This window comes from Methylibium sp. T29-B (assembly GCF_000576225.1).
GTDB lineage: Bacteria > Pseudomonadota > Gammaproteobacteria > Burkholderiales > Burkholderiaceae_C > Methylibium > Methylibium petroleiphilum.
In genome coordinates this window covers 1-11,613 of record NZ_AZSN01000117.1, presented here as the reverse complement: position 1 = coordinate 11,613, position 11,613 = coordinate 1, and the positions used below count along the sequence as shown (strand labels likewise).

General features: G+C 69.8%; 12 protein-coding genes. 4 read left to right on the top strand and 8 right to left on the bottom strand.

The genetic code is table 11. The annotated features are described in order from the left end of the window. The 5 genes from Y694_RS15945 to Y694_RS15925 form a co-directional block, all read right to left on the bottom strand. Positions 1 to 1,088 (bottom strand): branched-chain amino acid ABC transporter permease (locus Y694_RS15945; RefSeq protein ID WP_036234219.1); only part of this gene is annotated, 1,088 nt, incomplete at its 3' end. Beyond that, positions 1,085 to 1,960, bottom strand: a complete 876-nt coding sequence (locus Y694_RS15940; protein WP_011831247.1) for a branched-chain amino acid ABC transporter permease — start codon at positions 1,958 to 1,960, stop codon at positions 1,085 to 1,087. The genes Y694_RS15945 and Y694_RS15940, both read right to left, overlap by 4 nt. A gap of 109 nt (positions 1,961 to 2,069) precedes the next feature. Then, the gene (locus Y694_RS15935; protein ID WP_081771236.1) at positions 2,070 to 3,425 is read right to left on the bottom strand and encodes a substrate-binding protein; all 1,356 of its coding nucleotides are present in this window, start codon (positions 3,423 to 3,425) and stop codon (positions 2,070 to 2,072) included. A 125-nt stretch (positions 3,426 to 3,550) separates the two neighbouring features. Beyond that, positions 3,551 to 3,724 (bottom strand): rubredoxin, encoded by a 174-nt coding sequence (locus Y694_RS15930; RefSeq protein ID WP_011831245.1) that lies wholly within the window; start codon positions 3,722 to 3,724, stop codon positions 3,551 to 3,553. After that, positions 3,721 to 4,803: a Rieske 2Fe-2S domain-containing protein gene (locus Y694_RS15925; RefSeq protein ID WP_036234225.1), complete on the bottom strand. Its 1,083-nt coding sequence runs from the start codon at positions 4,801 to 4,803 to the stop codon at positions 3,721 to 3,723. The genes Y694_RS15930 and Y694_RS15925 overlap by 4 nt, the downstream gene beginning before the upstream one ends. A gap of 342 nt (positions 4,804 to 5,145) precedes the next feature. Between Y694_RS15925 and Y694_RS15920 the strand changes: the two genes are divergently transcribed. From Y694_RS15920 to Y694_RS15910, 3 genes are all read left to right on the top strand, one after another. Beyond that, positions 5,146 to 5,823 carry an IclR family transcriptional regulator gene (locus Y694_RS15920; protein ID WP_231497724.1) on the top strand — a complete coding sequence of 226 codons (678 nt, stop codon included), beginning with the start codon at positions 5,146 to 5,148 and terminating at the stop codon, positions 5,821 to 5,823. A gap of 207 nt (positions 5,824 to 6,030) precedes the next feature. After that, complete coding sequence (locus Y694_RS15915) at positions 6,031 to 7,182, top strand: NAD(P)/FAD-dependent oxidoreductase (RefSeq protein WP_011831242.1); 1,152 nt, start codon at positions 6,031 to 6,033, stop codon at positions 7,180 to 7,182. Between the two features lie 130 nt (positions 7,183 to 7,312). Beyond that, positions 7,313 to 8,278, top strand: coding sequence for a cyclase family protein (locus Y694_RS15910; protein ID WP_011831241.1), 966 nt, complete (start codon positions 7,313 to 7,315; stop codon positions 8,276 to 8,278). Positions 8,279 to 8,312: 34 nt separating this feature from the next. On the opposite strand, the gene Y694_RS15905 is transcribed toward Y694_RS15910, so the two are convergent. The 3 genes from Y694_RS15905 to glpK all read right to left on the bottom strand — a co-directional run bounded on the left by Y694_RS15905 (position 8,313) and on the right by glpK (position 11,023). After that, entirely contained in the window at positions 8,313 to 8,813 is a 501-nt protein-coding gene (locus tag Y694_RS15905) for a hypothetical protein (RefSeq protein ID WP_036234216.1), read from the bottom strand. A 41-nt stretch (positions 8,814 to 8,854) separates the two neighbouring features. Next, positions 8,855 to 9,403 carry a VOC family protein gene (locus tag Y694_RS15900; protein ID WP_036234213.1) on the bottom strand — a complete coding sequence of 183 codons (549 nt, stop codon included), beginning with the start codon at positions 9,401 to 9,403 and terminating at the stop codon, positions 8,855 to 8,857. 120 nt (positions 9,404 to 9,523) lie between these two features. Further along, entirely contained in the window at positions 9,524 to 11,023 is a 1,500-nt protein-coding gene (glpK, locus tag Y694_RS15895) for a glycerol kinase GlpK (RefSeq protein WP_011831238.1), read from the bottom strand. Between the two features lie 50 nt (positions 11,024 to 11,073). Between glpK and Y694_RS15890 the strand changes: the two genes are divergently transcribed. After that, the coding region (locus Y694_RS15890; protein ID WP_155935841.1) for an FAD-dependent oxidoreductase at positions 11,074 to 11,613 on the top strand (540 nt) is incomplete at its 3' end.

The window sequence follows — 11,613 nt, the reverse complement described above, 5'->3', positions numbered from 1 at the left end:
GCGAAGAAGTCGGCCGGCGGTGCCGCCGGCGCGAACGCGGCGAGCTTCTCGGTAGCGGCCGCCGCGGCCGCGGCCGCCGCCATCCGCCGCTTGTAGAAGACGTGCTGGATCTCGCCGACGATGCCGCGTCGCATCGTCGTGACGGCCAGGATGAACAGCGCGCCGAGGATCAGCTTCCACATGCCGCCGATGCCGGGGATCTGCTGCAGGATGTCGCGCAGGTAGATCCACACCGCCGCGCCGACCAGCGGGCCGATCAGCGTGCGCACGCCGCCGACCACCGTCTGCATGACCACCTGGCCCGAGGTGTCGAGCGCGAACGCATCGGGGCCCACGTAGCTCTGGAAGATGCCCATCAGCGTGCCCGCCAGGCCGGCATAACCGGCCGCCACGACGAAGGCCGCCATCTTGTAGCGCTGCACGTCGTGCCCCACCGCCAGCGTGCGCTCGGGGTTGATGCGCGTGGCGTTGAGCACCCGGCCGAACGGCGAGGTCACCACGCGTCGCGCGAACCAGAACGTGGCGACGAAGATCGTCGCGATCACCGCATACATGCCCCAACCCGAGGCGAGCTCGAAGCTGCGGTCGCCGAACTGGAACACCGGATGCGGCACGCCGGGCAGGCCGTTGTCGCCGCCGGTCCAGCGCGACAGCACCGAGTGCTGGATGAAGAAGCACAGCTCGCCGATCGCGAAGGTGATCATCGAGAAGTAGATGCCCACGCGCTTGAGCGCCACCATCCCGACCAGTACGCTGAACAGCATCGACGCCACCACGCCGGCGCCGATCGCCAGCAGGAAGTTCGTCACCAGCCCGCTGACCAGCAGGTAGGCGGTCACGAAGCTGCCGGTGCCGAAGAACGCCGCCTGGCCGAACGACAGCATGCCGGCGTAGCCGAACAGGATGTCGAAGCCCAGGCCGAAGATGCCCCACAGCAGGATGCGGATCGCGGTGTCGACCGAGCCGCCGCCGGCAAGCAGCAGGAAGGGCATCAGCGCGAGCGCGAGGACGATCCAGCACTCGGTCGGTAGCGAGACCGCCAGCCGCCGCACGCCGCCCGCGCGGGCGGCCAGTTGTTGCGCCGTCATTTCCGTCCCTCCACGCCCATCAGGCCGCGCGGGCGGACCGCCAGGATCGCCACCATGGTCAGGAACAGCGCCACGTCGCTGTAGGCGGCCTCGAAGATCGCCGTCAGCGTCTGGATCTGGCCGGCGATGAAGCCGCCGATGATGGCGCCGGGGAAGGACCCCAGACCGCCGATCACCACCACCACGAAGGACTGCACCATGAAGCGCGCGCCGACGTCCGGGTTGATCGAGACGATCGGCGCCATCACCACGCCGGCCAGCCCGACGGCCAGCACGCCGATCGCGAACACCACCGCCTTGATCTGCGCCGCACGCAGGCCGAGGATGCGCACCATCAGCGTGTCCTCGATCGCGGCGCGCACGATCAGGCCGAGCCGGGAGTGGTAGAGCAGCAGGTAGAACACCAGCAGCGACAGCGCGGCGATGCCGAACACCACCAGCCGGTATTCCGGGTAGATCACCGGTCCGATCGACACGGCGCCGGCGGCCCAGTCGGGCGACGGCATCGCGCGGCCGACGCCGCCGAAGATGGCGCGCAGCGCCTCCACGATGACGATGCCCAGGCCGAAGGTCAGCAGGATCTGGTCCTCGTGGGGCCGCTGGTAGAAGCGGCTGATCAGTCCGCGCTCGATGACGAAGCCGAAGGCGCAGGTCACGGCCGCGCCGATCACCACGGCGGCCAGGTAGGAGCCGGTCCATTCGAATGCCAGCCAGCCGGCGTAGGCGCCGATCGCGAAGAACGCGCCGTGCGCGAAGTTCACGAGGCCGAGCGTCCCGAGGATGATGGTCAGGCCGCAGCCGACGAGCGCCAGCGTGCCGCCGAGCACCAGGCCGTGGAACACCTGCGATATGACGAGAGGGAGAGGTGGCATGGGAGCCTCCATGGGCCCGCCGCGTGAGCGGCAGCGGGCGGGTCGGATGGATCGGGCGGATCGGCGGCGGACCGGCGCGCTGCGGCGGCGGTCGCGCTGCCGCGGAACCTCAGGTGAGTTCGCCCATCTTGCAGGTGCCCTGGTCGAGCGGCGTCACGGCGTCGGCGCCGGGGATCATCTTGATCACCTCGTAGTAGTCGTCCTTGGACTTCATCTCGGAGGGCTTCTTGCCGCGCATCACCGGGACAGGACGGACCAGCTGGTGGTCCTCGGGACGGTACATCACGTCGCCCAGCGTGGTCCTGATCGGCACGCGCGCCTCGAGGGCCTTGATGACCTCCGGCGGGTAGAAGGTCTTGGCGCGCTCCACCGCCACCGCCCAGATCAGCATCTGCGAGTAGGCGATGTGCGCCGGCCAGTAGGGCTTGTAGTTGTGCTTGGCCTGGAAGTCGTCGACGAACTGCTTCGCGAGCTCGTTGCTCTCGGCCAGCGACCACCAGAAGTCCATCACGCCCAGGATGTCCTGCGTCACCTCGGGGCCCAGCTGCTGCGCAAGGAAGGGCTGCAGCGTCGGCACCACCAGGGCGGCGTTCTTCATGACGCCGAAGTTCTTGGCCTGCTTGATGGACACCGAGCAATCGTTGCCGACCGTGCAGTTCACAAACACGTCGGCGCTGCTGTTGGCGATGTTGAGCAGGTAGGTGCTGAAGTCGGCGGTGCCGATCGGGCAGACCTGCTTGGACACCGTCTTCCAGCCCATCGGCTCGGTCAGCCGCGCCATCGATTCGAACTGCGTGTGGCCGAAGGTGTAGTCGGGCACCAGGTAGGCCACCTTCTTGCCCTTGCCCAGCCGCTCGGCCAGCACCGGGGCCAGCGCGCGCGAGGCCATGGTGGTGCTGGGCTGCGAGCGGAAGCTGTAGCGCTGGCAGTCCTTGCCGGTCACGTCGTCCGAGCCGGCCGGACCGGCCATGTAGAGCACCTTCTCGCGCTGCGCCAGCTTGCCGAGCGCGACGGTCACCGCGCTGCTGTAGCAGCCGGTCATCAGGATCGCCTTGTTGTTGCGGAGGAAGCGGGTCTGTCCCTGGATCGCCGATTCGGCCTTGGCCTCCGTATCGACCACGCCGAAGGTGATGGTCTTGCCCAGGACACCCTTGCCCTTGAGCTCGGGGATCTTGCCGGCCAGCTTGCCCGAGTTCAGGTGCTCGAACGCCAGCTCGAAGCCGAGCTGCTGATCCTTGCCTTCGGCCGAGAACGCCCCGGTCAGCGGGACCGACACGCCCACGAATACCGAGTTGCCCTCGGTGCCGGCCGGAAAGTTGCCGAGCGGCGGGAAGCTCTGCGCTCGCGCGTCGCGCATCGCGCCGGGCAGCAGGCCCAGCCCGCTCGCGGCCGCGGCGGACAGCACGAGGCTCCGGCGCAGGGTGTCGGGGGTTGCGTCGAACGCGATAGGTCGCTTGTTTGTCACCTCGATCTCCTTTCGGGAAAACCACCGACAGACCTGCCCGGGCTCTGCCGGCCCGGTGCAGCGATGTCAGCCATTGATCGGCCGACTCCGGCCGACCGCCTGGCGCCGCGTGCGCGGCGCCTTGATCACTCTGCGGGAACCATCTCGAACTCGTCCTTGCTGGCCCCGCAGTCGGGGCAGCTCCAGCTGTCGGGCACGTCGGCCCAGGCGGTGCCGGGCGCGATGCCTTCCTCGGGCAGGCCGGCCGCCTCGTCGTAGACGAAGCCGCACAGCACGCAGCGCCATTTCAGGGAGTTCATGCAGCGACCGCCTGCGACGCCGGTTGAGCTTCGGCAGCCACCATGTCGCGCACGATCTCGCGGGCCTTGAGGATGCCGGTGTCCGCGCGCAGGTGCATCTCGCCGAGGTAGTGCGTGTCGGCCAGGTCGAGCATCCTCTGCTGCTCGGTCAGGGCCCACAGGTCCTGGGCGATCACGCCGGGGAACTTCTCGGCCACGCGCGCGACGGTCGATACGCTCGGATCGGCGGGCCAGCGGTGGCCGGCGCGACAGGCGGCGATGACGCGCCAGCGGTGGTGGCGCTCGTCGATCGGCGTGATCAGGTGCGTGAGGATGTAGCCTCGTTCTTCCTCGGTCTCCAGCCGCCCGGGCGGCGCGCAGCGCAGATCCACGCGGATCGCCGCGGGCGAGATCATGCTGTGGGAGTGGTGGCGGTCGACCAGTTCGTAGCCGAAGAAGTCTTCTAGGTAGGGCGGGTGGCGGTAGGACTCGGCCTTGCGCACCGAGGTCACCGACCGATTGCCCTGGACGCCTTCGTGGGAGAACTCGACCGGGATCTCGCTGTTGGCGATGTCGCCGATGTTGCCGTCGTGCAGCGGGTAGAAGTGGCTGATGTCGAGCAGGTTCTCGATCAGCAGCAGGTAGTTCGTCGGCACCTCGGCGTTCTGCACGCGGATGGCTTCCCATTCGGGACTGGCGAGCTCGGGGATGCGCGGCGGGCGCAGCGCCGGGTTCGCGTCGTCGCCCATCCAGATCCAGACCATGCCGTCCTGTTCGACGATCGGATAGGGCCGCAGCTTCGCGCGGCTGGGGATCGCGCGGCCCGGTTGCGACGGGATCTTCACGCACTTGCCAGCGCTGTCGAAGCAGAGGCCGTGGTACGCGCATTCGAGCGTGCCGTCGGCGAGCAGCTTGCCCGCGGCGAGCGGCATGCGCTTGTGGCAGCAGCGGCCGTCGAAGGCGACGACCTCGCCGCCCGCTTCCGGGCGCCACAACACCAGCGGCAGGCCGACGATCGTCTGGCCGACCAGCTGGCCGGGCGCGAACTCGTCGCTGGTTCCTGCGACGTACCAGAGGTTTCGGATCAGGGTCTCTTTCACTTGGATCTCCACGGAAGAGTGCAGAAAGCTCGATCGGCCCGGGCGTGCCGCCGATCGATGTCGACAAAGATGTTCTAAATAATGGAACAGCGTTTCGAATTGGTGAAACAATGCTAGCAGTGCCTGACGCAGTGTCAACATCGATCGGCATCCGGATATACGCTTACGCCGCGCCGTGGAGGTCCGGAAAATCAAGCATCTCCAATGAGATGGGAGGCAAACGATGGACCGATCGTTCTGTCGGATCGGTGCGTGGCGCCGGGCCGGGTTCTTGACAGCGCGCAGGCACAGACCTAAGCTCTTGGCACAAAGTATCAATATTCAGAACGACACTGAACACGCATGGACACCACTTTCGTGAAGGGCCTCCAGGTGATCGAGGCGTTGGCGACGCACCCGCAGCTGACGGGCGTGACGGAGCTGGCGAAGCACCTGGGACTGACCAAGAGCAATGCGCACCGGCTGCTTCAGACGCTGGTGGCCTGCGGCTACGTCCGCAACCTCGAGCAGAGCGGCAAGTACGAGCTGACGCTCAAGCTGTGGGAACTGGGCGCCGCGGTGGTGGGGCGGCTGGACCTGAAGACGGTGGCGGTCGAGTACATGGAGCGCCTGTGCCAGCTGTCGGGGGAGACGGTGCACCTGTCGGTGCTCGAGGGCACCGAGGTGATCTACCTCGACAAGGTCGACAGCCCGCATCCGGTGCGGGCCTATTCGCGGGTCGGCGGTCGGGCGCCGGCCTACTGCGTGGCCACCGGCAAGGCGCTGCTTTCGTACGCCTCGGCATCGCTGATCGACCAGATCTCGCTCGAGCTCAAGCCGTTCACGCCCTACACCCTCACCACGCCGAACGAGCTGCGCAACGAGCTCGAGAAGCAGCGCCAGCTGGGCTATGCCGTCAACCGCGGCGAATGGCGGGACGGCGTGTGCGGCATCGCGGCGCCGATCTGGAATGCCGGGGCCACGTGTGCGCGGCGATCGGCGTCTCCGGTCCGTCCGACCGCTTCAAGCCGCGCAACCTGAAGCTGCTCGCCCCACCGTCGTCAGCGTGGCCCAGCAGATCTCCGCCCGTCTGGGCTACCGGCCGCAGCGCGAGACCGCGGCGGCGACCGCGGGCGTGGCCGAGCTGGCGGCGAGCGCGGCCTGACGACCGGCGGGCGCCGACCGCGCTCCGGCGATGCCACGGATCGCCTCTCTTGCTCCTTTCTCCACTCTTCTCGGACCCCTGCAATGAGCCCCATCGTCGTGATTGGAAGTGGCCTGGCCGGGTACACGGTGGCCAAGGAACTGCGCAAGCTCGATCGAGGGGTGGCGGTCACGCTCGTCACCGAGGATGACGGCGCGTTCTATTCGAAGCCGATGCTGTCGAACGCCTTCGCGCTGAAGAAGGCCCCGGCGGCCCTGGCCACGGCGGCCGCTGCCCAGTTGGCCGGCGACTACGGCATCGAGATCCTGGCCGGCCACCCGGTCAAGCGCATCGACCGTGCGGCGCGCACGATCGAGGTGGCGGGCCGCGATCTCGCCTACGACCGCCTGGTCCTGGCTGTCGGAGGGCGGCCGATCCGGCTTCGGCTTGCCGGCGATGCCGCCGACCGCGTGCTGAGCGTCAACCACCTGGCCGACTACCAGCACTTCCGCCGGCACCTGGAAAGCCATCCGCGCGTGGTGATCCTCGGTGCGGGCCTGGTCGGCTGCGAGTTCGCCAACGACCTCGCCGCGGCCGGCCACGCCGTCGACGTGATCGACATCGCCCCGCGTGCGCTGCCGCGCTTCTGGCCGGACCCGATGGCGCTCGAGTTCCAGGCACGGCTCGCCGCGGCCGGGGTGCGCTGGCATCTGTCCGAGGCGGTCGAGCGCATCGACGCGATCCCTGGCGGCCTGCGGATCACGATGGAGAGCGGCCGCACGCTGGAGGCCGACACGGTGCTGTCGGCGATCGGCCTGGCGGCGAACTCCGAACTGGCCGTGCAGGCCGGCCTGGCGGTGAACCGAGGCATCGTCGTCGACCGCCACCTGCAGACCAGCGACGATCACATCTACGCGCTGGGCGACTGCGCCGAGGTCGACGGCCTGCTGCTGCCGTTCATCATGCCCATCATGCATGCGGCGCGCGCCCTCGCACGCACGCTGAACGGGGAGCGCACGGCGGTCGTCTACCCGGCCATGCCGGTGGTGCTCAAGACGCCGGCCTGGCCGGCGGTGTTCTTTCCGCCGCTGCAGCCGGGCGGCGGCAAGTGGCACATCGAGCGGGAAGACACGGGCATGCGAGGCCACTACCGCGCTGCCGACGGTCGTCTGCTGGGCGCCGCCCTCGGTGGCAGCTGCACGCGTGAGAAGGACGCGGTGGCGAAGCAGTTGCCCGCACTGACGGGCAGTGCCTGAGCGCGCAGCGCCCGCCTGTCGCACCACGGCACAACCTTGGTGGCGCGTGCAAGGCCGGGGCGGACGGGCTATCGTCCGCGCGAGCCCGGACGGCGCCAGCCGAGCGCCGCGACACCACCAAGGAGACTCCATGGTTCTGCACAAGGCGCTGCGGCGCGGCGCGGTTGCGCTTTCCATCGCCCTCGGCCTGGCCGCCTCGGCGACCCAGGCCCTTGCCCACGCCGAAGAGTGGTGCAAGTCGAAGTACGGTCCCACCGATGAGATCGGCGCCGCCAACCTGCTGAGTCCGCAGCTCGCGCTCGACGCCGCGAAGCTCGTGAAGACCGGCAAGACCTACCGGCTCGGCGCCGAGACCAACTCCAGATCGCCCGCCTATCCGCCGCGGGGCTGGTCGCTCACGGTCACGTCTCCGGGCCAGGCCGGCGGCGTGACCCTCGGGCCCTCGAAGACCAGCTACAACGACGACATCTACGCCGGCTGGGTGGGCGTGGGCAGCCAGATCGACGGGCTGGGCCATGTCGGCATCGACAACGTCTACTACAACTGCTTCAAGAACAGCGAGTTCGTGCAGGTCGACGGCCTGCGCAAGCTCGGCGTCGAGAAGATCCCGCCGTTCGTGACGCGCGGTGTCGTGCTCGACATGACGGCCTACTACGGCCGCGACGTCGTGCCCGAAGGCACGGCGTTCAACCGCAAGGAGATCGACGAGCAGGCCAAGCGCCAGGGCATCGAGATCCGCACCGGCGACGTGGTGCTGTTCCACACCGGCTGGCTGTCGCTGGTGGGCCAGGACGACAAGCGCTACCTCGCCGGCGAACCGGGGCTGGGCCGCGAGGGCGCAGCCTACCTTGCGAGCAAGCAGGTGCTCGCGATCGGCGCCGACACCTGGGGGCTGGAGACCATCCCGTTCGAGAAGGATGCCGGTGTGTTCGAGGTGCACCAGATCCTGCTGGCGAAGAACGGCATCTACATCCTCGAGAACATGAACACCGCCGAACTGGCCCGCGACCGGGCCTGGGAGTTCATGTTCGTGCTGAGCGCGGTGCGCGTGACCGGCGGCGTGCAGAGCCTCGTCAACCCGGTCGCGATCCGCTGAGGGCTGCGGGCCGGGCCCGCGGCGACGGCCGGCCTCAGGGGGGCGTCGTCGGGAGCTCTGCGCGCTGACCGAGGCGAGGCCGCCACACCGCCAGCGAGACGGCGACGACGGCGAGCGCCAGGACCGACCACGCGCCGAGGCGCTCGCTGCGCAGCACGGTCGCCAGCGCGGCGGTCGTGGTGGCGTCGGTGGGGCTGGTCAGTGCCTGCATGGCCAGTGTGCGGGCCTGACGTGCCGCACCGTGCACCTGCACGAGCGCGATGCCGCAGACCGCGATGCCGATCAGCAACTTGCCGATCAACCAGCGTTGCTCGATCAGTGCCGGCCGCAGCGCGAGCAGCAGCAGGCCGCTCAGCACCATCAGGCCGAGTGCCGGCAACACGACGGTGGACGACACCGACAGAGCGATGTCGCGCACCGCCAGCAGGCGCGGCGACGTGTCGGCCGCCACCGAGGCGATCGCGAGCTGGGCCGCCAGCGCGCCGGCGAAGCCGACGCCGCCGAGCAGGTGCAGCAGCCGGAGCAGCGTGCGCACGGCCGAAGTCCGTGAAGCCGTCACCCCGCTCCCACGGTGACTCAGGGGCGCGCCGGATACCAGGCCAGCGGCTCGGGCAGTGCGAAATCGGCCGGGATGTCGAAGATCTCGATCGTGGTCGTGATCAGACCCTCGGTGCCGAAGTAGGCATAGGGCACGCGGCCCTGCCAGGTGCCCGACTGGATCAGTTCCAGGCCGCGCGCCAGGTAGGTGGCCACGCGCTCGGCATAGGGTAGACCGTTGCAGCCCTGCGCCACGTGGTGGATGCCTTCACCGTGTTCGCGCAGGAAGTCCTCGTAGATGTTCGGCCCGGTGATCGGCTCGATCACCTCCCACATCATCGTGCCCGAGAAGGCCAGCGCGAGCTTCATGCGGTAGCGGCCGGGCTGGCCGCGGTAGGTCATGTCGCTGCAGGTCTCCGGCCCGAACTCGTAGATGCGCCACGGGCCGATGCCCAGCTTCACCATGCCGGCCAGCGTGCGCTGCATGTCGCGGGTGACCACGCAGGTCTGGATGGTGTCGCCCTGGAAGCTGTTGTCGAGGGCGACTTCGCTGACGACGCGGGGCGTACTGTGGCTGCTGCTGCTCATGTGGGTGGGGCTCGGTGGTGGACTCGCGGGCAAGGCGGGTGTGGGCGGGCGAGTCGGCATCTTGCGCGACGACCCTGCGACGCGATCTCCTGCAAAACCCGAAGCCGGCCGCGGGCCGCGTCAGGGAGCGACCGTCTGGCGTACCGCGCGTTCCCAGCGCGCCATCCGCTCCGCCGCGCGCTCGCGCGGCATCGTCGGCAGGAAGCGTCGCTCGGCCTGCCACTGCGCCGCCAGCTCGTCGGTGCCGGCGTAGAGGCCACAGCCCAGTCCGGCCAGGCACGCCGCGCCGAGGGCCGTGGTCTCGATCACCTGCGGCCGCACGACCGGAATGCCCAGCAGGTCGGCCTGGAACTGCATCAGCAGGTCGTTGACGCAGGCACCGCCGTCGACGCGCAGCTCGCTGACCGGCTGCCCGCCGGCGGCCACCGCGTCGCGGCTCATCGCGTCGAGCAGCGCCGCGCTCTGGAACGCGATGCTCTCCAGCGCCGCGCGCGCGATGTGGGCCACCGTGCTGCCGCGCGTCAGGCCGACGATCGCGCCGCTGGCCTCCGGCCGCCAGTAGGGGGCGCCCAGGCCGGTGAAGGCCGGCACCACCACCACGCCGCCGGCGTCGGGCACGCTCTCGGCCAGCGCCTGCACCTCGCCGCTGCCGCGGATCGCGTGCAAGCCATCACGCAGCCACTGCACCACCGCGCCGCCGATGAACACGCTGCCCTCCAGCGCGTACTGGCGCGGTGCCGTGCTGTCCACCTGCGCCGCCGCGGTGGTGATCAGGCCGTGGGTCGAGGCCTGCCGCTGTGCGCCGGTGTGCATCAGCAGGAAGCAGCCGGTGCCGTAGGTGTTCTTCGCCAGCCCGGCCTGGAAGCCGGCTTGGCCGAACAGCGCGGCCTGCTGGTCGCCGGCGATGCCGCACACCGGCACGGCATGGCCCAGCAGCGCGGGCTCGGTGTCGCCGAAATGCGAGGCAGACTGCTGCACTGCCGGCAGCAGCGCGCGCGGGATGTCCAGCGCCGCCAGCAGCGGCTCGCTCCAGGCGCCGCGGTCGATGTCGAACAGCATCGTGCGCGAGGCGTTGGTGGTGTCGGTGGCGTGCACGCGGCCGCCGGTCAGCTGCCGCAGCAGCCAGCTGTCCACCGTGCCGAAGGCCAGCTCGCCGCGCTCGGCTCGCGTGCGGGCGCCCGGCACGTGGTCGAGCAGCCACGCGATCTTGCTGGCCGAGAAGTAGGGGTCGATGACCAGGCCGGTCACGTCGCGCACCGCATCGGCCAGACCCTGCTCGCGCCAGCGCGCGCACAGGGGCTCGGTGCGGCGGTCCTGCCAGACGATGGCGTTGGCGATCGGCCGGCCGCTCGCACGTTCCCACAGCAGCGTGGTCTCGCGCTGGTTGGTGATACCGATGGCCGCGATGTCGGACGCCGTCAACCCCGCCTGGGCCAGCGCCTCGCGGGCCGTGGCGAGCTGGGTCTCCCAGATCTCCATCGGGTCGTGCTCCACCCAGCCCGGTTGCGGGTAGAGCTGGCGGAACTCGCGCTGCGCCATCGCGCGGATGCGGCCTCCGCGGTCGAACACGATGCTGCGCGAGCTGGAGGTGCCCTGGTCGAGGGCGAGCAGGTAGGTCATCGGCGGCGTCCGGGAGGTCGACCTCGCCAGCCTAAGCGAAGCCCCGCAGAATGGCAGCAGTGGAACAACCCAGGTCCGACCCGTCCCGTGAGCCGCGGCACTGCGACGTGCTCGTCGTCGGTGGCGGCATCAATGGCACGGGCATCGCGCGCGACCTGGCGGGCCGCGGCTGGCGCGTCGTGCTGTGCGAACGCGACGATCTGGCGGCGCAGACCTCGTCGGCCTCCACCAAGCTGATCCACGGCGGCCTGCGCTACCTGGAGCACGGCGAGTTCGCGCTGGTGCGCAAGGCGCTGCAGGAGCGCGAGCAGCTGCTGCGCAGCGCGCCGCACATCATGTGGCCGCTGTCCTTCGTGATGCCGCACGACGCGGCCATGCGGCCGGCGTGGATGATCCGCGCCGGCCTGTTTCTCTACGACCACCTCGCGCGTCGCGACTGGCTGCCCGGCTCGCACGGCGTCGACCTGCGCCGCCACCCGGCTGGCGTGCCGCTGCAGCCGCGGCTGACGCGCGGCTTCGTCTACAGCGACGGCTGGGTCGACGATGCGCGGCTGGTGGTGCTGGCCGCGATCGACGCCCGCGAACGCGGC